Source organism: Kitasatospora sp. NPDC056531, assembly GCF_042794375.1.
GTDB lineage: Bacteria > Actinomycetota > Actinomycetes > Streptomycetales > Streptomycetaceae > Kitasatospora.
In genome coordinates, this window is sequence record NZ_JBHTTU010000102.1 from 1 (window position 1) to 21,338 (window position 21,338).

Genomic DNA, 21,338 nt, shown 5'->3' on the forward strand with positions numbered 1-21,338 from the left:
GACCCCGGAGGACCTACCTCCATCTCTCGCACAGCACCGCGTCCAGAAGCTCCTACATCACGCCTCCTTCAGCGTTCGTGGCACACGACCTGCGGGAATGAGCGGAGGCGGCCGGGAGCGGCAGGGTGCCTGCGGTGGTAGCTGCGGGCGTACCAGCGGTGGTGCCCTCGCTACCACCTGCGGTGGTACCTGCGTGGACCGGCCCGGCGCCGTACGCCGCCGCCGGTTCCTACTGCTCCCGGCGGCTCCCGACGAGCCGCTGCACAGGGACTGCGCACAACCCGAGTAGCACAAACCACACAAATCGGTCCACACGGGGCCGCGTTACGAAACCTCGATGTTGTTTTTCTCCCACCCGTTCCACCCCCGGGTCACAAGTGCCCAGTTCAGAGCGGTATTTGACTGGGCGTTCGACTTCTGAGAGAGTGATCGCGGACGGGACATCTATGCCCTGACCCGTTGAAGCCTCGCCGAGCGGCGGGGCTTTTTGCATGCCCGAAAACACCAACACATCTCAAGGCCTCCGCCGCTGGCGGGGGCCTCTCGTCGTACCTGGAGGAAAAACCTTGGACACTGCCCTCATCATCGCGGCCCTGGTGGTCGCGCTCATCCTGGGGACCATCACCGTGCTCGCGCTGCTCATCGCCTACATCGTGCGGGTGTGCGTCGCCAAGACGCGCTCCCAGGACATGCCCACCGTGGTCCACGGGTTCACCGGGCTGATCGGCGCGCTGGAGAAGTTCACCCCCCGCTACCAGGGAGTGCAGGAGCTCGCGGCCCCGCTGCGCACTCTCCAGCCCGGTCAGCAGGGCGACACCCCCGCTCCGGCGGCCGTACCTCAGCCGCCGGTCATCCCCGGGCAGGTCGTCGAGACCGGAACCCTCACGGCGCCCGCCGGCGGTGCCCAGTGACGCGCCGCCCGCTCTTCACCGACCCCACCGCCCGGACCGCAACCACCAACGCCCTGACGTTCAGCCCTCAGGCGCAGACCAGCATCGAGACCCTCATCACCCTGGTCGCCACCCTGGACCTCTCGGAAGCCGAGGTCCGCAGGCGGACCGGCAAGTCCCGGCGGGGCCTTCTCGCCGAGTACCGGAAGCAGATGGCCAACGCCCGTCACACGGCCTCGACGGTGCTGGCGGAGATCGCGGAACTGGCCGACGGCCTGCCTCCCGACCTGAAGGCCGCCGTGCGCGAGGCGGAACGGGACATGCTCAGCCCCTGTGAGCAGTGCGGGCGGCCCGCGGTCCCGCCACCAGGGCGGACCGGCGGCCAGCCGCAGCGCTTCTGCTCGAACGCCTGCCGGCAGAAGGCCCATCGACGGCGCACACGGGACCAAATAACCGACTGACCGACCCCGGGCCCGGCGGCCCGGGACACCCTCGGTGCTCTTCCTTCTGTTTCCCCGCCGGGGTCTCCCAGAGAAGTAGTCGGCACAGCCGGCACCCCTTGACCAAACCTGTGACGTGCTGGTTCTCCCCATAGGGCCGTGACGTGGGGGCAACTCGTAGGGCACCTTGTAGGGCCACTCGTAGGGCTACTCGTACGGAAACTCGTAGGGCTACTCGTAGGGCAACCTCCCCCACCTGCGACTGGGGAGCGACAGACGCGACAGCCCTATCTGTCTTTTGCGGCCGGATTCCGCTTGTTGATGCTTGTTGGCGTTGCGACGATCACGGGATGGATCGCATCGATAGCCGAGACGTCGACCGGGCTGTGGACGAGATGGTTCGGGCACTCAGCCCGCACGACTCCGAAGACTGGCAGACCCGAGCGGGGTCTCTGGACTGGAGCTGCTGGCAGACTGCCGCCCACGTAGCGCACGATCTGCTCGCTTATGCCGGACAGCTGGCGGCTCGTCCGACGGACGCATATCTGCCTTTTGACCTCACCGTCAACCTCGATGCGCCGGCGAGCGAGGTGCTCAGGGTGGTGACCGCTTGCGGAAGACTCCTGAGCACCGTGGTCGCCGCAGCTGCACCCGGTGATCGCGCTTGGCACTGGGGACCGTGTGATCCGGAGGGATTCGCCGCGATGGGAATCGCCGAGACCCTCCTCCACACACACGACATCACCCAGGGCCTGGGGATTGCCTGGCGCCCCCCGGAGGACCTCTGCGCCGCGGTGCTCGGCCGGCTGTTCCCCGACGCTCCGCCCGGTGACCCCGTCCAGGTTCTTCTCTGGTCCACTGGCCGGGGTGAGCTCGCCGACCGCGCCCGCCTCACCTCGTGGGTCTGGAAAGCCGCCGTCTCGGATTGAACACAGGCTCTGCTGTCCCGTCTCAATTGATCATTGCCGGTGGGCAGTCCCATGAGCTGGGCAGATGTAATCAGTGGTGAGACTGGCCTGGCAGCCGGTCTCACTTGATGTTGTCTCCGGGAAGCAGATTGGCGGGTTCGTCTCACGCGACGTTGTCGGCTGCCCGCATTTCCAGATCTCCAGCCGGCTGCCCCGGCTTTCGGGCCAGGAGGTATGCCTGCTGGCCTTGCCGGGGCTTCTCGCTCTCGTTGGGCTCGCGGATCAGCCGGGCATCCACCCCGACAGCAGGTTCCACCGCGGCGGATGCCGCTGCCCGGTGACCCGGAGGATGCCCTGATCGACGAGGCTTGCCGGGACCTGCGGCTGCCGGCCTTCCGCGAGCGGTTCGTGGAACTGGCCGCGGCCGCCCGGCGCGAGCAGGCCACCTACAAGCAGTTCCTCCTGGACCTGCTCCAGGTCGAGATCGCCGACCGGGACGTCCGGTGTCAGCAGCGGCTGGTCCGCGCGGCCAGGTTTCCTCGCCCCAAGCGGCTCGAAGACTTCGACTACGACAAGAACCCGAACGTCTCGCCTGAGGTCGTCGCCGACCTCAGGTCCCCTCGTGGGTCCAGCAGGGCCGCCCGCTGGTGCTGATCGGGGACTCCGGCACCGGCAAGTCCCACCTGCTGATCGGTATCGGCACGGCCATCGCCGAGGCCGGCCTCACCGTTCGCTACACGACCACCGCGGCGCTGGTGAACGAACTCGCCGAGGCCGAAGCGGCCAAGCGCCTCTCGTCCGTGATCGCCCGCTACAGCAAGGTCGACCTTCTCTGCCTGGACGAGTTCGGCTACCTGAACCTGGACAAGAAGGGCGCGAAGCTGCTGTTCCAGATTTTCACCGAACGCGAGGAGTGCAGGGCGACCGCGGTGGCTACCAACTCCCCGTTCGCCGAGTGGGACAAGACGTTCGGCGACCCCCGGCTCTGCGCGGCCATCGCCGACCGTATTACATTCCGCTGCACACTGATCCAGACCGGCACCGAGTCCTACAGGTTCCAGGCCACCCAGGACGAGCATCAGCGCCGCAAGGGCAACTGACGCGTATGAACCGGTCGCGGCATGGATCACCGATCGACACCGAGGGGGAAAGATCCATGAGAACGCTGTCACCGGCCATGACGAGTTCGACGCCCTGGTCATCCGGACCGACTACCGGGACGACGCGAGCTGGCAGGCGGTGGCGGCGGAACTGGCCAAGCCCTGGGGAGACCGGCACTACGAGTCGCATGTTCACTTCGTCGACGACCCCGCCTGGGCGGACGCGACCGCCGACGAGGTGGTGGCGGCAGTCTGCTCCGACGAGAACCTGAGCGTCGTCTTCCTCGCCGACCGCACAACGATGCAGTCCGCCCACCGCGCGCTCCTCGCAGTCACCACCATCCAGCGAGAAGACTGCGAGGACGACGAGGACTACGACCTGACAACCAAATACGGGCGCGAGTTCCGCACCCTCCCAGTGGGAGTCCACGACATCTACGCGAACCTGAGCATCGCCAACATGGGCTTCGAGGAATACGCCGAGGCTGCACACGACGACCCCGAGGGCATCTACCGGTCCTTCTGACCAACCCGCCCCGGGCGGCGAGCGGCCCTCCCGCCCGGGACCGGCGTCGAACGACAAAGGCCGGGCCCTTCCGATCCACGCCTGTCAGGGACACGGATCAGCGGGCCCGGGACCCACAAGCTATCGGTTCGCACCTGCGTCCCCCGCCAGACACTCCCCGAGCCTGGCCGGCACCTGAAGAAGTCACCCGATAGAGGTGGCTCCCGTTTCCGCCGCCGATCATGAACCTGCGCTGCAGGCCATCCCCATCACGGACGGAGCAGAGCGGCTCCCGAAACCGCCGCCCAACTGGCTCCCATACATCCCGCCGAAAACAACTAGGTCACTGGACTGTCAGTTCGACCATGAGATACGTCCGGCCCTCGGCCACGTTCGTCGAGGACGCGTATCGACGCGCCGTGACCAGCACGCTCGGCGAGCTCACCGGAGAGGAACCCACGCCGTGAACATCAAATGGAAGCTGCGGATGGCCGCCGCCCAGCGCGAGGTCTGGACCGGCGCCCAGCTGCGGCGGCTCCTGGTCGAGAAGGCCGGCCTGGAACTGTCCTCCGCCTCGGTGTCGGCCCTGTTCACCAAGGAACCCTCGCAGGTGAAGATGTCCACGCTCGCAGCGTTGTGCACCGCGCTGGAGTGCACCCCCAACGACCTGATCGAGGTCGACACCACCCCAGTCGAACGCCCTGCGGCTCCTCCTCGCACGGCGGCCGATCTTCCCCGGGTCGCTTCGGCTCAGGGTCGGTCCATGCCGCCGATCTGAGCGAAGGAGGTGTGAGCGAAGCATGGGCAAGAGACAGCGGGACTGCATCGGTTGCGGGGCGCCGGTCGGCTTCATCAACCGGCAGCACTGCTGCCGCTGCACGGCCCGGATGAAGGACGAAGCCACTCGCGCGTCCTGCCCTGCCTGCGGGAGGTCACGCGTCCTGCAGGCCGACACCGGACGGTGCATCACCTGCTCGCGGACCTGCGCGGGCTGCGGCCGCCCGGTCCGCTCACCGGCCGCCAGCCACTGCGGGATCTGCCGACGCGAAGCCGACCGGCAGGCCGCGAAGCGGCTCTGCCCGCGCTGCCGGCGGCCCGGCTTCCTGCAGACCCGTACCGGATGGTGCGGCCACTGCTCTCGCCAACGGCAGACCAAGCAACCTCCGCGGCAGTGCGCCGACTGCGGCCAGGTGCGGCGCCATGCCGGGCTCGGACTCTGTTCGGCCTGCTGGCAGAAGCACCCCGACCGGCCCTTCATCGCCGCCGCGAACCTGGCCGCGCGGCTCGCCGAGCCGGTGCCCTGGCTGGGTGACTTCGCCGGCCATCTCGCCGACCGGCATTGCGCGAGTCGCGCCTGCACCATGATCAGCACACTGGGCAGACTGCTGGACGACGAACAGCCCAACCACCCCCAGGCACTGCTGGAGCGCGCTCGCCGCCCCGGCCGGTCGATGGGCTCGCTCGCCCGCGCGCTCGAAGGCTTCTTCACTCAGCGCGGCCTCGCCCTTCCCACCGACCAAGCGCAACGGCTCGCCGCCGGACGCCGCCGACGCCGCATCGATGCCACCCCGCTCCCGCTCCGACCGCAGGTGCAGGCGTTCGCCGAGTCCATGCTGCGAGCACGCGAGCGCGCCCTGAAGGCTGGCACGCGCGCCCTGAAGGCTGGCACCCTGCCTCGCACCGACAGCACCATCGACGCGGCCCTGGCCATCGTCCGCGACCTCGCCCGCTTCCTGACCGGCACGCGCAACAAGCAGGACTGGGCCCTGACCGACGTCCACGACGTCGAGGCGTTCCTGGCGACCATGCCCAAGGCCCGGCAACGCCGACTGACTGTGCTTCGGCAGTACTTCCGCTTCGCCCGCTCCCGCAAGGTCGTGCTCATCGACCCCACCCGGGGAGTGAAGGCCGAAGGCCCGTCCGGGTTCAGCGGCACCACCATCGCCGTCGACCAGCAGCGCCGGCTGTTCCGCCGCTGGACCACCGGGACCGACGCGCACCCGCACGAGGCACTGCTCGGAATCCTGGCGCTCCTCCACGCGGCCTCCAGCAGTGAGGTCCGGCTCCTGCGCGTGGACGACCTCGACCCCACCAACCGCAGCGTCCGCCTGGGCAAACGGCCACATCCGGTGCCCATGAACCCGCCCAGCTGGTCGGCACTCCAGCGCTGCCTGGCCCACCACGCGGACCAGCGCACCGACAACCCCCACCTGATCGTCACCCGGATCACCAAGACCGGTCGGCCCCAGCCTCAACCGCTTACGTCAGCCACCTTCTGGACCCCTGCGGTGTCCCACCGCGAACCCTGCGAAGCACCCGGCTCGCCAACCTGGTGAACACCCTCGATCTCAAGCTCGTCGCCGCAGCCCTCGGGATGGACCCCGAAGGCGTCATGATCTACCTCGCCGACCACGTCGACGCCGGTCGGCTTTCCAATCCTTGAACAGTCCCAAATTCCAACCGCAGGAGCCTCGATGACGCCGATAACATTCACTTGGACCCCTGGCTGGGCCGGTTCGGCCGATTGCACCATCAACGATGGTCGGTCAGAAGGCAAGGCCCACGCCTCCTACATCAGCAACGCGCCCGAGGACCTGCTCAGCGCGGTGACCAGAGTCGTTCTCGGTGCCCGCATGGTCAAGGCGCAATTCGAAGGCGAGCCGGGCGCTCACCGTTGGATCTTCCACCGCTACGGCGACTTCGTCGACATCGACCTGCTGCTTCTGGAGGACGGGCAACGTCCGGACAGCGAGGGACAGGTCAATCCAGATCTGGTACCCCGCCGCCCGGGTGACGGGCCTACCGACGAGCTTCCGTATTCAGCTGTCACCAGTTCTCCGAGGAACCCAACCCGCTGGTGACCGTTTGTGATCACCAGCGGCGTATCGGCTCCACGTCTCGCCGGTCTCCTTGAGGAGACGGCTGGTGGTCTTGTGGTGGTAGCCGAGGGCGTCAGCGACGACGGGGGCCGGCAGCTCAAGGAGTTGCTGTCGGATGGCGGCGCCGCGGGCGGCTGCGACCGGGACGCCGCTCTCGCCCAGGAGCGCGGACAGATGGTCGGGGCGGGCAAGCTGGCCTGCCCGGCGGCCGGGGAAGAGCCAGCGGGATGCCTGGTTGGTGGCGGTGTTCATGTTGTCGCGGTCCGTGATATATGCCAGCAGCAGGGCTGCGACTGGTGCGGGGACGGGAGAGGCGGGCTCCCCGAGCCGCAGAAGTGCTCTCTCCGTCGCGGAGCACGTCGTCGACCGTCAGCTGGACGATCCGGGTCAGGGGTTGCGCATAGAGGAGAACGATGACGCCGGCGACACGCCAGGCAGCGATCTCCGGGTGGTAGCGGCGGTGGCGGGCCGTGACCTTATGTGGGTCCACCAGTTCTGTCCGTTGTCCGCTGTTCGTCATGGTGAAAGACGGGTTCAGTGAGGGCTGGTCACTCCGCTCAGCGCCCGGTTCCTGGCCTCTGAATGGCCTCCATGCTGGGCTGGGCCCAAACCACCGCGTACTGGTCGTCCCGCTCCGCGAACCGGGCGCTACCACCTGCGCGACTCGGGTTTGGTTCCGTTCAGCATCCGGCTGACGCGGCCCGGCCCCGGCGGGCGCCAGAATCTCGATCGTCCCTTCGACGGCGGTTCCAGCCAGAAGGAGAGCCTGTTCGGGCCAGCTCCGCAGAATCGCGACTCCCGGTCGGCAAAGCGATGCTTACGGTTGACAGGCCAGTAGCACCTGTCCTGTCGTCTGCCCGCATCGCGGGAGCACCGAGGTAGGGAGTCCGCGCTGTGCCGTCCTTGCTGCACTACGAGATCGTCACGGATCCGACGTCATTGCAGGCGTCGGCCGACGGGGCACCGTCCGTGGGGACGGTGTACATCGTCGTCTCCAACACCCACCAGGAGGAGGTGGACTGGAGGTACATCGATGTGGCGGTCCCGCTCGGCCCCGAACGTGACCGCCTGACGGACGACCGTCCGGCGATCAAGCCGGACGTCGACATCACGTGGAGCACTCCCCTGAACTTGGAGAATCCGACGTTCGAGTGGGACGAGACCGAGCAGGCGTTCCGGGTCCACGTCCCCCAGGCGCCAACAGCGAAGCAGAGATTTCCCAGCCAGGCCTCGATGACGCTGACGCTGGACAACATCCCCATCACCCGGGACGGCGGGCTGGTTCTCCTGACCATCCGTGAGGAGACCGGCCTCAGCGAGGGGCCAACGAAGATAAAAATGGGCACCTACACCACCACGCTCGCGGTGGTGAAGCAGACGCCGCGGGTCCCGCGCAACTTCCACCCGGCGTCCGCCCTGGTGGACGGGGATACGGGCGGGCAGCTCGAACTGAGGTGGAACGGCCCCGACAACCTCCACTACTGGATCCACCGGCCGGACGGCCCGGTGGACCACATCGAGCCGTTCCCCGGCTCCGTGGTGACGGACCGGCCCTACAGCCGGTCCGTCCCCGTCCCGAAGCGTGGCACCACCTACACCCTGATCGCCGGGACGAACGACGGAGGGCAGCAGCAGCGCGGGTATTTTCTCACCACCACCGTCCACGCGATCATCCCCGAGTTCGGGAGCGGGACGCGCTCCCTGTGGGTCGAAGGGACGGTAGACAAGGGCCGCATCGGCTTCACCGCGGACGGCGTGGACGTCCGGGACCCGCAGCATGACCTGGGCAGGGTGACGGCCGACAAGGCCGACGTGGACAGGGTGATCACCAGGCTCGTCCAGGGGCGGACCAACGACAACGGCTGGATCACCTTCCCGGACAGCGGCGTCAACGTGTACCACGGCCCGACCAACGTCCCGGGCGTTGTCACGGCCGCCCGGGCCGACGTGGACGGCGTCAACACCAAGTGGGCGGGCAGCCGCGACGCGGGCGCGGGCTGGGTCGAGTTCACCCCGTCCGGGGCGAGCCTCCACAAGGACGGCAACGGGGCCCCGGGCGACATCACCGCCGGCAAAGCCAACCTGCAGAGCGTCAACACGAAGTGGATCGGCGACCGCGACGGCGGCAAGGGCTGGATCGGGTTCCCCGAGAACGGTATCGACGTCCGCGGAAACGGCACCGACGCGTGGGGCACCGTCCACGCGGGCAAGGCCGACGTGGACGGCGTCAACACCAAGTGGGTCCAGGGCCGCAGCACCAGCGACGGCTGGATCGACTTCCCCACGAGCGGCATCCGCGTCTACCGCGACGGCGGCAACAACCGGGGCGACGTCATCGCTCACAAGGCCGACCTCAACAGCGTCAACACCATGTGGGTCGGCGACCGCGACGGCGGCAAGGGCTGGATCGAGTTCCCCGAGAACGGTGTCGACGTCCGCAAGGGCAGCGGCCAGGTGTGGGGCACCGTCTCGGCCGACACGGCGGATCTGAACAGTGTGACCGCGAAGTGGGTCGAGGGGCCCAACGGCACGAAGAGCCGCCTCGCCTTCACCGACACGGGAGTGAAGATCACCGACCCCGACGGCCACAGGGGCACCATCGTGGCGGGCGAGACCAACGTCCGCAGCGTCGTCACCCCTTGGGTGTCAGGGCCCATGCCCGACGCGGGATGGATCGCCTTCCGGGTGGAGGGGGTGGACGTGATGCGGGACAGCGAGGTCTCCTTCGGCACGATCCGCGCCGCCACCTACGAGGACAAGCAAGGGGGGACCGGGCGCGCCCTGCACCGCAGGCTGCCCCCGTACGACTGGCCGCCGAAGTCGCAGTAGGCGCCTTCCACCTCCGGCAGCCCGCCCGATGGTCCGGACGAGGATGCCTGGATGAGACGAGCTGCTGGCACAGAGGTTTCTCAGGTCTCGTGTCGGCGCCGCGCGGTGAGGACGGTCACCCCGTTGAGCGCCTGCAGCTCGTCCTCCAGGGCGGCTTTGTCGATGGTCAACTGGCGGATCGCCTCGGCGTAGATGCGGACCAGCTTGCGCAGGTCGCTGTTCTCCCGCCGGACGCGGGCGCTCGACTGCGGCAGGCCGAGCTCACGCCAGGTGAAGAACACCCGCCAGCCCAGCACGCCCGGATCTCTTGATCTGGATCGCACCGCTGGAACCTAGCAAGGACATGTCCGAAACCGCATAAGTGGCTGTTGTCGTTCCGATCTTGAGGGGCGCCGATCGAACGGGAGTCTCAATCGGGTGAGTGGGACCGCTGCCGTGCATGAAAGCAGGGCCTCTTGGTAGCTCGAAGGGTGTCTACGCCAAAGAGCGGTCCAGGAGGCCCTGTTGTCGCAGTTCTACGGCATCCCGGGAGCGGGGTCCACCCGGTCACTCTTGCGTGTGACCGTCTGGCTCACCGGTTCGGGAACGCCGCCGACCACGGGGTCCGTGTGCGCCGCTACCCGACGGACATGTCCGATGGGGAGTGGGCGGTGGTGAGACCGCTGCTGCCGGTGCCGGGCTGGCTGCGCGGGCGGGGCGGGCAGCCGGAGGCGTACTGCCACCGCGCGATGTTGGACCAATGCCACGAAGTTAAGCGCTCGGCGGCGGTGTCAAGGGTGGGCGAGATACGGGAGGGGCCTCTGCTATCCAGGGGATCGACCAAGATCTTCCTGAGAAAGCAGAGGCCCAGTGGCCCAGTCTGTCACGGGCGGCGACGTGTTCGCGCCCGGTCATATCGGTGAGTTAACCCAGGTCATCCCGCCCGAGTTGGTGGATGCGGTGCTGGACGAGACCGGGGCGCGCGAGCGGCGACTTCGCAGCCTCCCCTCACGTGTCGGGGTGTACTTCGTGCTCGCGCTCGGTTTGTTCGAGCATCTGGGCACCGGACTGGTGTGGGGAAAGCTCGCGGCCGCACTGGCGGCGCGGGTGCCGCAGCCGTCGGAGAAGGCACTTCGTGATCTGCGTCGGCGGGTCGGGGTGGCCCCGCTCAAGCAGCTGTTTGACGTGCTGGCCGGCCCGCTGGCCCAGCCGTCCACGCCCGGAGTGCGCTACCGCCGCTGGCGCACGGTCGCCTTCGACGGCTGCGGGAGCCTGAACGTCCCGGACCACGAGCGCAACCGGTCCTGGCTCGGCCGCACCGAACGCCGATCAACGACCTCGCCCGCGTCGCGGCCTTCGCGCTGTTCCTCGCCAGCTGCCGCTACGGCGCGTTCACCGTCGTCGGGCTGCCGGCCTTCGCCTACGGGCTCATCTGGCTGGCCGCCCGCATGCCCGGCCCGCTGACGAAGGTCGGCACCAAGGTCGACCTGTCCTACGGCATCTACATCTACGCGTTCCCGATCCAGCAGTGCCTGACCCTGTGGCAGGTGAACCGCCACGGCTACACCGTCTACAGCCTGGTGTCGCTGGTCCTCGCCGCCGCCGCGGCGTTCCTCTCCTGGCACCTGGTGGAGAAGCCGTCCCTGAGGCTCAAGGACCTCGGGCTGCGCCGCCCGCCGCGCACCGCCCCGCAGGGCAACCGCCCCCCGGCCGTCCCCGGGCCCGGCGCGGCCGAACCCGTCGCCGAGACGGCCGCCGCACGGTAGGCACACACCCCGTCAACACCCGTGGGCCCGGCACGCGAACGCGCGCCGGGCCCACGGGCATTGACGCCGGCATCACCTTGTACTGACGGACGTCGTCGGTCCCGTCGAACGGGGGACATTCCGATCTCGTCACCGTCCTGTCACAGCAGGCTGCGTGGGGAACCGGCGCCGCAACGGCGGTGTGTACCGGGCAGGTACCGGTACTGGATCGGCACCGCTCGATCCTACGGAGGCGTCATGCACGGCAAGCAGTACGGAACGAAGGCCCGCAGAGCCGCGGTCGCCGTGGTCACGGCCGCCACGGCAGCCCTGGTGGTCACGGCGTGCGGGCCCGCGAACGACGAGCCCGCTGCCGCCGCCGGCGCCCCGTCAGTGGCGGCGACCGCCTCGACCGCGCCGAGCACCGCGCCCGCCGCTCCCGTCAAGGGCGGCACGCCGTCCGCCGGGCCGGCTACCGGAACCGCCTCCGCCAGTGCAGCAGCGGCGCCCACCTGCGTGGCCGGCGACCTGAAGACCGACGCCCACCAGGCGAAGCAGCGGCCCGACGGCACGGGGATCGGGGCGGCGATCGTCGCGTTCACCAACGCCTCCACACACCCGTGCACGCTGCAGGGCTTCCCGACGGTGGCCGGCGCGGCCAACGGCTCCCCGGAGCACAACGCCCCGCTCCAGGTGACCCACAGCGGCTCCGCCGCCCCGGTCCACCTGGCCCCGGGCGCCAAGGCCTGGGTGAAGCTCACCTTCGTCCAGGTCCAGGGCGAGGCCGACGGCTACTGCGTCTCCGGGGCCACGCCCGTCGCCTACCCCACCCTCGTGCTGGGCCTGCCGGGCGCGGGAGCACACCAAGTGGCCCTGGACGACGGCCTGTTCGCTGAGTGCGACAACAAGGTGACCACCACCGCGGTGCTGGCCACCAGCCCGTCCTGACGAACCCCGCGGCTACGCGGGACCGGCGCGCAGCAGGGCGTCCGCCAGTTCCCGGGGGCGGCTGAGCGCGGCCAGGTGGCCGCCGGGGATCTCCTCGACCTCCAGGCCCAGCCGCTCACGGGCGATGCCGCGCTGGAACTCCAGGGGCAGGAAGCGGTCCTCCCGCCCCTGGAGGAACCGGGTCGGCGCCTCGGGCCAGTGCGTCAGCGGCCACGGCTGCGCGAACAGCGCGGAGGGCGGCGGCGAGGCGCCCATGGCGAACGCCTCCTCGGTCACGTCGTCCGGGACGTCGTGGAAGAAGTCGGTGCGCAGGTCGAACTCGGGATCGGCGCCGCGCCCGGTGGCGGCCGCGTAGTCGGAGCGGGCCTTGGCCTGGCCGGTGTTCTCCCACCACTGCCCGGCAGTCTCCCCGGGCGCCGGGACCATGGCGTTGAGCAGCACCAGCTCGGCGACGGGCACCGGCAGCCGCCCGCACACCAGTGGCGCCGAGAAGCCCGCGAGGGACTGCGCCATCAGCACCAGCGGCTCGGTGAGCCTGGCGTGCCGCTCCACCGCCGAGACGATGGCGAGGGCGAACTCCTCCAGGCCCGCGGAATCGTCGTGCGGCAGGTCCATCGTGACCACGTCGTGCCCCCGGGCCCGCAGCTCGGGCACCAGCCGGTGCCAGAACCAGGCCCGGCCGTCGGCACCGGGAACGAGCGTGAAGGTCGCCATCGTCGCCCTCCTCCTGCACGTGTCTTCCGCGCTCTGCCCGACGCTAGCGCTCGGCACCGACACTGCGCCGCCACGAGCCAGGGCGCGCCGGAAAGAAACCGGACGGAGAGCCGGAGGGAAGACCGGCCGTCCCCGGCGCACCCCGTCAGCCCCGGGTGAACACCCCGCCGTTGAGGTCGTAGAGCCGCTCGGCCTGCGCCGGGTCGGTGTGGTGCCAGAGGCGGTCCCAACCCGGGAACCGGTCGTCCTCGGACGTCATCGACCAGTTGATGAAGCCGGGCGCGTCGTCGGCCTGCGCCAGCGCCGCCCACAACTCGTGGTCCCGGCAGACGAATCCGTGCTGGAGGGCCTCGCCGATCGGGTCGAGCGTCCCGGCCCGGAAGAGGACGCCGCTGTCCCCGCGGTGGAACTGCCACCACTCGGCCCGCACGTGTCCGCCCTCGTCTCCGTCCTCGTCGCACACCTCGAAGCACTCCAGGACCAGGCCCTCCTCGGCCAGGGCCTCGAACGTCGGGTACTCGTCCAGGTTGTAGGAGGCCGAATAGTAGATCGCCTGGGTGCGCCGGTGTCCCACCAGCCGGTCGACCGGCGGAAGGTCGACGGCAGCGAATCGAAGCTTCACGGTCGGTGCCCGCCCGAGGTGAGGCAGGAGCCGTTCCAGTCGTCCGCGACGCTCATGGTCTCCGTCGAGGACAGGCCCTTGGCCCGGACGGCGATCTCGACGACGCCCGGCTCGACGTGGCCGGCCTGGCCGGCCTTGGGGGTGAGCAGCCAGATGATGCCGCGCTCTCCCAGCAGGTCGAGGGCGTAGTCGAGCGTGTCGGCGAGGTCCTCGTCGTCCTCGTCGCGGAACCAGAGGAGCACGGCGTCGGCCAGGCCGTCCCAGTCCAGGTCGAGGAGGGCCTGGCCGGCGATCACGTCGACACTGTCGTGGAGGCCCTGGTCGATGTGGTCGTCGTAGCCGACCTCCCGCACGACCATGCCGTGCTCGAACCCGAGCCGCAGAGCGCGCTCGGCGAGCTCTTCCTTCGATACGGCCATCGTGTGCCGTCCCCTCCGTCCCGGGGCGCCGATCGCCCCGCACACGAGTAGCCAACCAGACACCTACGACAGCGGCCCCGTGCCCTGTCCGGGGAGTGGAATTCCGCCCGCGGCGGGCGGTGCGCGCGACACCGTGGGCACCATGATCCTGCAACCCGAGACCGACGACCTCGCCGCCTACCTCGTGGCGGACCAGGCGATCGACCACCGGCACCGCGAACTGCGGCGGCTGGCCGCCGAGTTGGCCACGCCTGAGGCGGCGTTCCACCACGTGCGCGACCAGGTGGCACACTCCGCCGACGCGGGCGCGTACAGCGGGGCGTTCCGCGCCTCCGAGGTGCTGGCCGCGCGCAACGCGATCTGCCACGGCAAGTCCCACCTGCTGGCCGCGCTGCTGTGGGCGCAGGGCGTGCCGGCCAGCCTGTGCTACCAGCGGCTGGAGGACGGCGAGGGCGGCTTCGTCCTGCACGCCCTCAACGCCGTGCACCTGGACGGCCGCTGGTCGCGCCTGGACGCCCGGGGCAACCGGGAGGGTGTGGACGCGCGGTACGACCTGCGAACGGAACGGCTGGCCTGGCCCGTCCGCCCGGAACTCGGCGAGCGCGACTACCCCGGGATCTTCGCCACCCCGCCCGCCCCGCTGCACCGGGCACTCGCCCAGGCCGTGCCGGGCCAGGGCGGCTACGGCCACCTGCCGGGCGAGCTCCCCGGGAGCGGCGCCGACGGGTGACCCCGGGCAGGGGAGCCCGCCACCGCCACCGCCCCCACCCCGGCCGCCGGCCGGGACGGGCACCCCCGGCCCGGTCCGCCCGCTCGCCGCCGCCGGCTGACAGCGCCGGTCCGGGGCGGGATCTGCCGTCACGGCGAGGTGGGTCGCACTGTGGCGTCAGGACGTGATGTCCACCACGACCTTGCCGACTGTGCCGCTCTCCACTGCGCGGTGCGCGTCGGCGGTGCGGTGGAGCGGAAAGCGGGTCAGTGGCAGGCCGTGTTCCTCGCCGACCGGCAGGGCGCCGTCGCGGACCGCGGCGGCGACGTCCTCGGCGGCCGCGGCGCGCGCCTGCGGACCGGCCGTGTAGAGCACCAGGAACTGAAGGCGCGTGTTGAGCACCAGGTTGTGCCGCACGTCCAGTTCGACCGGTTTGCCGCCGTCATTGGCGTAGGTAGCGATCGTGCCGCGCGCTCGCAGCACGGCCAGGTCCAGTGCGATGTTCGCGCCGAGCGCCACTTCGGCGACGATGTCGACGCCGTCCGGGGCGATCCTGCGGATCTCGGCGGCCGGATCCCCCTCTCGGTAGTTGACCACGTGATGGGCGCCGGCGGCGGTGGCCAGTCGGGCCTTCTCCGGTCCGCTGACCGTGCTGATCACGGTCGCGCCGGCCCAGCGGGCGAGCTGGATCACGGCGTGCCCGACCGCCCCGGCCCCGCCTGCGGCGAGCACGACCGCGCCGTCCAGCGCCCCCGGCCGCAGGCGGCGCGGGCCGTCCTCGGCGACGGTGAGCGCGCGGTGCGCGGTCAGCGCGGGGACGCCGAGTGCGGCGCCGACGTCGAAGCCGGCCTCGTCGGGCAGCGGCACGGCCCGCTCGGCCGGCACGACGGTGAACTCGGCGGCGGTGCCGGTGGGCCGCCCGGCGGCAGCCATGAACAGCCAGACCCGCTGGCCGACCCGGCTCCGCTCGACCCCCTCACCGACGGCGTCGATCACGCCGGCGCCGTCCAGGTGCGGGGTGACCTCGGAGAACTGCTTGGTATGGGCGGGGCCGGAGCGGGTATGCCAGTCGGTCGGGTTGATCCCGGACACGGCTACCCGGACGCGGACCTCGCCGGGGCCGGGCACGGGCAGGTCGCGGTCGACGAGCCGAAGAACGTCGGGGCCGCCGTTGTCGCGGTAGACGATGGCTTTCATGATTCCGTCCTGGTCGTGGGGCTGGTCAGCCGATGGGGACTTCGGCGGAGCGGGACTCAATGGCGTCGAGGGTGGCCAGGGTGGCGGTGTCGAGAGTGATCCCGCCGGCGGCGGTGTTGGCCTCCAGGTGAGCGGGGTCGGCGGTGCCGGGTATGAGCAGCACGTTGGGGGCGCGGTGCAGTAGCCAGGCGAGGCCGACCTGGGAGGGTGTGACGCCCAGGGATTCGGCCGCGGCGTGCACCGCCGGCTCGTCGGTCGCCTTGGGCAGGCCCGGGAAGGACCCGCCGAGTGGGAAGAACGGCACCCAGGCGATGCCCTCGGCCGCGCACAGCCGCAGCATGTCCTCGTCGTCGCGCGAGACGAGGCTGTACGCGTTCTGCACGCAGGCGATGCCCGCCGGCAGGGCGCGGCGAAGGCCGTCGAGGGTGACGCTGCTCAGACCGATCGCGCCGATCTTGCCCTCGTCGCGCAGGGCGGTCATCACCGCGAGCTGGTCGTCGAGGTCGACCACCTGGTCGCCGTCGGGGCGCAGGCCGGGGCCGGAGTCGAGCCGGCGGAGGTTGACCACCGGGAGCCGGTCGACGCCGAGGCTGCGCAGGTTGTCCTCGACGCTGGCGCGAAGCTGTTCGGGGCGCTGTGCGAGACGCAGTGGCAGAGGCCCGCCCGGGTCGGGGTCGGCCCCTACCTTCGTGACGACCAGGACGCCGTCCTCGGGGCGCAGTGCCTCGCGGATCACGTCGTTGGCGAACCCGAAGCCGTAGAACTGGGCGGTGTCCACGTGGTCGACGCCCAGCTCGACCGCGCGGCGCAGCAGGGCGACGGCCTCGCCGCGGCTGTGGTGCAGGCGTTCGAGTTGCAGGGCGCCGTAGCCGACCCGGAAAACGGTGCGGCCGGCGAACGGAGCGGTCAGGGTGGTCATGGCGCGGTCTCCTCGGCCGGTGACTGCAGGGCGGTATACAGCAGTTGGGCCAGGTAGAGGCTCTGCACCCGGTGGGCGATCGGGGTGGCGCGCTCCTGAGCGTCGGCCGGCTCGAGGTGTTCGACCTTGATCAGCCAGGCGGTGACGCTGTCGTGCACCATCGCGCGCATCCGGTCGATCGTGTCGACGACGATGCCGTGGATGGCCGGGTTGTTGGTCGCCTCGCCCCAGGTCTGCACGCCGACCCGGGCTTCGACCGGGTCGATGCCGGCGATCAGGCGGGCGAGCAGTTCGTCGGGGTCGGGCGGGGTGTCGCTCCCGGCGTACTCGCCGAGGACCTCCGCGCGCTTGGCGAGCACCGAGTGGGCCGAGGCCTGAACCAGCTCGGCCTTGTTGCGGTAGTGGGCATAGATCGAGCCCGTCGACAGGCCGGACTCGGCCGTGATGTCGGCGATCGAGGTCCGCTCCAGGCCGTTGCGGCTGAAGCAGCGTACGGCGGCCTCGGTGATCTGGGCGCGCCGGAGTTCCTTGCGTGCGTCGGTGAGTCGAGGCACCACATCTCCTGCAAAAAGAATCGTGATTCTGTTTGTTTGCTTGGGCCACTATACAGAACCGCTGTTCTGTTTGCCGCGCGGCGGGTGTGGCGGGGATCACGTTCCGGAGAAGACCTGCCGTCCAGCCCGCGGCGCCTAGGAGGCGGCGCTGCACGAACTGGACGAGGAACGCCTCGTCCAGCTGGGAAGGTCACCCCGTTCAACCGGAGCTTCGATGCGTTCGTGACGGCCCTGCCCGTACTCCTCGCACCTCGCACCGCCGCGACCTGCGGACTCACACGATCACCGGCACTTTGAAATGCCCCTGGTCTCAGGACGGCTTCGGCGCCGGCCAGTGACCATCGGGCTCCGGTGATGTCCAGGCGGTCGCCGATCAGGTGGCGGCAGGCGCCTTCCACGATGCCCGTGGCGATCGGCCGTCCTGCGGCCAGGGCGGTGTCGTAGCCCAGGTAGCCGTCCTTGTTCCTGAGGTAGCCGACGGTCTTGGCGATCTTCTTCCGGTTCTCGGCGTCCAGGTGTCGGTCGGCGGCTTCGGCGTCGAGCTGGTTCGCGACGTCGGCCGCGCGGCCGTTGAGCACGACCAGGGCGGAGTCCGGGCCCTGACATACGATCACGTCTCGGATCATCGTGGGTCGGGGCAATGGGGTGTGGATGTTCAATCTGCTGGTGTCGCAGACGGAGCCGAGGGCGTACCGGACGCTGAGCGATGCGCTGCAGGCGGCTCCGGCCGGGGCGGTCAACATCACGATCACGCCCGGTCACTACCGGACCGAGGCGTACCGGTTCTGGGGGACGGCGACGATCACCGCGCTCGGCCCGCGCGGGTCCGTCGTGATCGACTGCTCCGACGAGCACAACCTCCAGATCGAGGGCCGAACGACGCTCCAGCGCCTAGTCCTGCGCAACTGGCACCAGAACGGGCTGGCACTGAGCGTCGTCGGCGGTGTTGCGGTCGTGGAGGACTGCGAGTTCATGAGCCGGTCGGCCACCAGCGTGTCGGCCCGCGGCGGCGCGGAGCTGTTCCTGCACGGGAGCACCGCCCGCGATGCCGGCATCGCCTACCTGGACGCCGCCGGCGTGATCGAGGGCACCGAGGTGATCGGCGCCGGGGCGTGCGGGATCGCGCTGCGTGACGGCGCCCGGGTGAGCGTGCGCAACTGCCGGGTCAACGGGGCACGGGAGCACGGGATCTGGGTCACCGCACGGGCCAACCCGCTGATCGAGCAGTGCGAGATCTACGGGCCCGACCAGGCCGGGATCATGGTCGACGCCCACGCCAGGGTCGCGATCCGCGGCGGCTCCGTCTCGGGCTCCAAGCTGTGCGGGCTCGTGGTCCGCGACGACGCCCACGCCACCGTGGAGGGGCTGCAAATCACCGCGGCCGCGATGGACGGCGTCTGGTGCACCACCCGCGGTGTCCTGACCGCCGACGGGGTCACCGTGCAGGACGCCCGCCGCAACGGGGCCGTCGTGGACGACGGCGCCGCGGCCACGCTCACCAACTGCGTCATCGAGGGGTCAACGGACCTCGGGCTCGCGGCCGGCGGCGGGGGCGGCAGCCGGACTGAGGTAACCGGCGGCCGGATCGAGCGGAACAAGGTCGGCGTCGGCTTCGGCGACGACGGCGCGCTCACCATGACCGGGGTCGAGCTGACCCGCAACGCCGACGCCGGCCTGGTGCTCATGCCCGGCGGGCTCGCCCGGTTGCGCAACGTCACCGTCACCAGGACCGAGGGCCCCGGGCTCATCGTGTTCCGGGGCGCCGACGCCGACATCAAGGCACTGGTCTCGACGGGCAACCAGAAGGGCGACCTGCGGGACTTCCAGCCGGCGCCGGACTCCACCACAGCTCCTGCCACTACCCCCGCCCCGCCGTCGGCGCCGCCCCGCCCGTCCGTCCCGTCCGCCGAGCGGCCGACCGGCAGTACGGCGCCGACCGCCGCCCCGAACGCGTCCCTGGACGCGCTACTCGCCGAGCTGGACGCCATGATCGGCCTGCGCGAGGTCAAGGAGGAGATCGGCAAGCTGGTCAAGTTCCTGCGGGTGGCCGAGCAGCGCCGCCGCGCGGGGGTGGCCCAAGGGCCGTCGATCGGGCGGCACATGGTGTTCTCCGGCTCCGCGGGCACCGGAAAGACCACCGTCGCCCGGGTGTACGGGCGGCTGCTGGCCGCCCTGGGCGTGGTCGCCGACGGCCACGTCACCGAGGTCTCCCGCGCCGACCTGGTCGGGAAGGTGCTCGGCGAGACGACCCAGAAGACCACCGCCGTCTTCCACAACGCCCGCGGGGGCGTGCTGTTCATCGACGAGGCCTACGCCCTCTCCCGCCGCTTCGGCGTGGGCACGGACTTCGGCCAGGAGGCGATCGACACCCTGGTGAAGCTGCTGGAGGACCACCGGGACGAGGTCGTCGTCGTGTTCGCCGGCTACTCGGCCGAGATGCGCGAGTTCCTCTCCGCCAACCCCGGCCTCCAGTCCCGGGTCTCCCGCACCATCGAGTTCGAGGACTACACCCCGGACGAACTCGTCGCCATCGTCGAGGGGCTGACCGCGCAGTTCGACTTCGTCCTCGCCGACGGCACCCGCGAGGCGCTGAAGGCGCACTTCCAGCAGGCCCGGCGCACCGCGACGTTCGGCAACGGGCGCGAGGCCCGGCGCATCTTCGAGGCCGCCATTCAGCAGCAGGCGCTGCGGCTGGCCGACCACGACGACCCCTCGCCCGAGGAACTGGTGCAGCTCCTGCCCGAGGACCTGGACGGCGTGGTCGACCGCGGCCTGGGCACACGCTTCGGCGAGGCCAGGGACACCGACCAGCTGGACGCCATCCTGGGTGAACTCTCCGCCATGGTGGGTCTGGAGAGCATCAAGCAGCAGATCCGGGACCTGATGGACCTGATCGTGATGGCCCGGCGCCGCCGCGCGGCCGGCCTGCCCGCCGACCCGCTGCCCAGCCACCTGGTTTTCTCCGGCCCACCCGGGACGGGCAAGACCACCGTCGCCCGGCTGTACGGCTCGCTGCTCGCGGCCTTGGGCGTCCTCGCCCGCGGGCAGGTCGTCGAGGTCTCCCGCGCGGGCCTGGTCGGCGCGTTCACCGGGCAGACCGCGGCCCTGACCGCCGAGGCCTTCGAACGGGCCCGCGGCGGCGTGCTGTTCATCGACGAGGCGTACGCCCTGGTCCGCCCGGCCGGCTCGGGGCCCGACTACGGGCAGGAGGCGATCGACACCCTGGTGAAGCTGATGGAGGACCACCGCGACGAGGTCGTCGTCATCGTGGCCGGCTACACCGACGAGATGCAGTCCTTCCTCGCCGCCAACCCCGGCCTCGCCTCCCGCTTCTCCGCCACCGTCGAGTTCCCCGCCTACGGCCTCGACGAACTCGTCGAGATCCTGGTCCGGATGGCCGAACCCGCCGGCTACACTCTCCCCGCCGACACCCTGACCGCCGTGCGCTCCCACCTCACCACCCACGCCCCCGACTACGCCCTCGGCAACGCCCGCGAGGTCCGCAAACTCCTCGCCGCCGTCCAGACCGCCCAGGCCCGCCGCCTCCGCGACCGCGAACGCACGGGCCTGGAGACCACCGTCGACGACCTCCGCCTCTTTCACCCGGAGGACATCGGCGCCTAGGCCCGGCTACGCCAGCCGAGGCCGCCACGAGCCCCGCTCATGATCTTGTCCGCCTGTCCGGCGACGCGGCCGATGGTTGAGGCGAATGCATCGACGTGCTCCCTGACCTGGGCTTCCCAGCCGTCCGGCTGGGCGAAGCGCCCCGCCCTCGACCTGTGCCATCAGTGTCGGACGATCACGCTGGTACTCCGCCCAGCCTGGCGGAACTCCCAAAAGCCCTGATCAGCCGCCCTACGGCAGTAAAGACACCCTTCAGGGGTCAGTGTCCTGTGCCATCGAACCTTGAGCGCGTGCCATCGAAGTTTGATCGGGTCGGGTATCTATAGGGGTGAGTAGGTCTGGTACTTGCCTTGCAAG

At 70.4% G+C, this 21,338-nt stretch carries 22 protein-coding genes and 1 pseudogene; 15 read left to right on the forward strand and 8 right to left on the reverse strand.

Annotated features, from left to right (window positions below; all coding sequences use genetic code 11):
• Positions 1-566: 566 nt before the first annotated feature.
• The 9 genes from ACFQ87_RS38880 (at position 567) to ACFQ87_RS38920 (ending at position 6,704) form a co-directional block, all read left to right on the forward strand.
• Entirely contained in the window at positions 567-911 is a 345-nt protein-coding gene (locus ACFQ87_RS38880) for a hypothetical protein (RefSeq protein ID WP_380615672.1), read from the forward strand.
• Complete coding sequence (locus ACFQ87_RS38885) at positions 908-1,351, forward strand: hypothetical protein (RefSeq protein ID WP_380615673.1); 444 nt, start codon at positions 908-910, stop codon at positions 1,349-1,351. Before ACFQ87_RS38880 ends, ACFQ87_RS38885 begins: the two co-directional genes overlap by 4 nt.
• Before the next feature lie 329 nt (positions 1,352-1,680).
• A complete protein-coding gene (locus ACFQ87_RS38890) occupies positions 1,681-2,259 on the forward strand; it encodes a hypothetical protein (RefSeq protein ID WP_380615674.1) in 579 nt (192 codons plus the stop codon).
• A gap of 303 nt (positions 2,260-2,562) precedes the next feature.
• Positions 2,563-2,892, forward strand: a complete 330-nt coding sequence (locus tag ACFQ87_RS38895) for an ATP-binding protein (protein ID WP_380615675.1) — start codon at positions 2,563-2,565, stop codon at positions 2,890-2,892.
• Positions 2,886-3,338, forward strand: a complete 453-nt coding sequence (locus ACFQ87_RS38900) for an ATP-binding protein (RefSeq protein ID WP_380615676.1) — start codon at positions 2,886-2,888, stop codon at positions 3,336-3,338. The genes ACFQ87_RS38895 and ACFQ87_RS38900 overlap by 7 nt, the downstream gene beginning before the upstream one ends.
• 100 nt (positions 3,339-3,438) lie before the next feature.
• Positions 3,439-3,864 (forward strand): DUF6924 domain-containing protein, encoded by a 426-nt coding sequence (locus ACFQ87_RS38905; RefSeq protein ID WP_380615693.1) that lies wholly within the window; start codon positions 3,439-3,441, stop codon positions 3,862-3,864.
• Between the two features lie 442 nt (positions 3,865-4,306).
• Positions 4,307-4,621, forward strand: a complete 315-nt coding sequence (locus ACFQ87_RS38910; protein ID WP_380615677.1) for a helix-turn-helix domain-containing protein — start codon at positions 4,307-4,309, stop codon at positions 4,619-4,621.
• Positions 4,622-4,643: 22 nt separating this feature from the next.
• Positions 4,644-6,179 (forward strand): tyrosine-type recombinase/integrase, encoded by a 1,536-nt coding sequence (locus ACFQ87_RS38915; protein ID WP_380615678.1) that lies wholly within the window; start codon positions 4,644-4,646, stop codon positions 6,177-6,179.
• Between the two features lie 138 nt (positions 6,180-6,317).
• Complete coding sequence (locus ACFQ87_RS38920; RefSeq protein WP_380615679.1) at positions 6,318-6,704, forward strand: hypothetical protein; 387 nt, start codon at positions 6,318-6,320, stop codon at positions 6,702-6,704.
• Here ACFQ87_RS38920 and ACFQ87_RS38925 read toward each other — a convergent pair.
• Positions 6,663-6,974, reverse strand: coding sequence for a hypothetical protein (locus ACFQ87_RS38925; RefSeq protein ID WP_380615680.1), 312 nt, complete (start codon positions 6,972-6,974; stop codon positions 6,663-6,665). The two genes, ACFQ87_RS38920 and ACFQ87_RS38925, sit on opposite strands and share 42 nt — an antisense overlap.
• 642 nt (positions 6,975-7,616) lie before the next feature.
• Here ACFQ87_RS38925 and ACFQ87_RS38930 point away from each other — a divergent pair.
• On the forward strand, positions 7,617-9,551 hold the full coding sequence (locus ACFQ87_RS38930; protein WP_380615681.1) for a hypothetical protein: 1,935 nt from the start codon (positions 7,617-7,619) through the stop codon (positions 9,549-9,551).
• 80 nt (positions 9,552-9,631) lie between these two features.
• Here the strand turns inward: ACFQ87_RS38930 and ACFQ87_RS38935 are convergent, their stop codons facing one another.
• Positions 9,632-9,874 (reverse strand): hypothetical protein, encoded by a 243-nt coding sequence (locus ACFQ87_RS38935; RefSeq protein ID WP_380615682.1) that lies wholly within the window; start codon positions 9,872-9,874, stop codon positions 9,632-9,634.
• 526 nt (positions 9,875-10,400) lie between these two features.
• Between ACFQ87_RS38935 and ACFQ87_RS38940 the strand changes: the two are divergent.
• The 3 genes and pseudogenes from ACFQ87_RS38940 to ACFQ87_RS38950 form a co-directional block, all read left to right on the forward strand.
• Positions 10,401-10,868: pseudogene (locus tag ACFQ87_RS38940) on the forward strand (transposase domain-containing protein); the annotation flags it as partial.
• Positions 10,869-10,978: 110 nt separating this feature from the next.
• The gene (locus ACFQ87_RS38945) at positions 10,979-11,296 is read left to right on the forward strand and encodes a hypothetical protein (RefSeq protein WP_380615683.1); all 318 of its coding nucleotides are present in this window, start codon (positions 10,979-10,981) and stop codon (positions 11,294-11,296) included.
• A 237-nt stretch (positions 11,297-11,533) separates the two neighbouring features.
• Positions 11,534-12,223, forward strand: a complete 690-nt coding sequence (locus ACFQ87_RS38950) for a DUF4232 domain-containing protein (RefSeq protein WP_380615684.1) — start codon at positions 11,534-11,536, stop codon at positions 12,221-12,223.
• Between the two features lie 12 nt (positions 12,224-12,235).
• On the opposite strand, the gene ACFQ87_RS38955 is transcribed toward ACFQ87_RS38950, so the two are convergent.
• The 3 genes from ACFQ87_RS38955 to ACFQ87_RS38965 all read right to left on the reverse strand — a co-directional run bounded on the left by ACFQ87_RS38955 (position 12,236) and on the right by ACFQ87_RS38965 (position 13,978).
• Positions 12,236-12,937, reverse strand: a complete 702-nt coding sequence (locus tag ACFQ87_RS38955; RefSeq protein ID WP_380615685.1) for an alpha/beta fold hydrolase — start codon at positions 12,935-12,937, stop codon at positions 12,236-12,238.
• Between the two features lie 145 nt (positions 12,938-13,082).
• Positions 13,083-13,559 (reverse strand): hypothetical protein, encoded by a 477-nt coding sequence (locus tag ACFQ87_RS38960; RefSeq protein ID WP_380615686.1) that lies wholly within the window; start codon positions 13,557-13,559, stop codon positions 13,083-13,085.
• Positions 13,556-13,978: a DUF3052 domain-containing protein gene (locus tag ACFQ87_RS38965; RefSeq protein ID WP_380615687.1), complete on the reverse strand. Its 423-nt coding sequence runs from the start codon at positions 13,976-13,978 to the stop codon at positions 13,556-13,558. Before ACFQ87_RS38965 ends, ACFQ87_RS38960 begins: the two co-directional genes overlap by 4 nt.
• Before the next feature lie 142 nt (positions 13,979-14,120).
• On the opposite strand from ACFQ87_RS38965, the gene ACFQ87_RS38970 reads away from it, so the two are divergent.
• Positions 14,121-14,708 (forward strand): transglutaminase family protein, encoded by a 588-nt coding sequence (locus ACFQ87_RS38970; RefSeq protein ID WP_380615688.1) that lies wholly within the window; start codon positions 14,121-14,123, stop codon positions 14,706-14,708.
• Between the two features lie 156 nt (positions 14,709-14,864).
• Here ACFQ87_RS38970 and ACFQ87_RS38975 read toward each other — a convergent pair whose 3' ends face one another.
• Genes ACFQ87_RS38975 through ACFQ87_RS38985 form a run of 3 tightly spaced genes read right to left on the reverse strand, consistent with a single transcriptional unit; the run spans position 14,865 to position 17,357 of the window.
• Positions 14,865-15,884, reverse strand: a complete 1,020-nt coding sequence (locus ACFQ87_RS38975; RefSeq protein ID WP_380615689.1) for an NADPH:quinone reductase — start codon at positions 15,882-15,884, stop codon at positions 14,865-14,867.
• Positions 15,885-15,909: 25 nt separating this feature from the next.
• Positions 15,910-16,803: an aldo/keto reductase gene (locus ACFQ87_RS38980; protein WP_380615690.1), complete on the reverse strand. Its 894-nt coding sequence runs from the start codon at positions 16,801-16,803 to the stop codon at positions 15,910-15,912.
• Positions 16,800-17,357 carry a TetR/AcrR family transcriptional regulator gene (locus ACFQ87_RS38985; protein ID WP_380615691.1) on the reverse strand — a complete coding sequence of 186 codons (558 nt, stop codon included), beginning with the start codon at positions 17,355-17,357 and terminating at the stop codon, positions 16,800-16,802. Before ACFQ87_RS38985 ends, ACFQ87_RS38980 begins: the two co-directional genes overlap by 4 nt.
• A 666-nt stretch (positions 17,358-18,023) precedes the next feature.
• On the opposite strand from ACFQ87_RS38985, the gene ACFQ87_RS38990 reads away from it, so the two are divergent.
• Positions 18,024-20,981, forward strand: coding sequence for an AAA family ATPase (locus ACFQ87_RS38990; protein WP_380615692.1), 2,958 nt, complete (start codon positions 18,024-18,026; stop codon positions 20,979-20,981).
• The last annotated feature ends 357 nt before the right edge of the window (positions 20,982-21,338 follow it).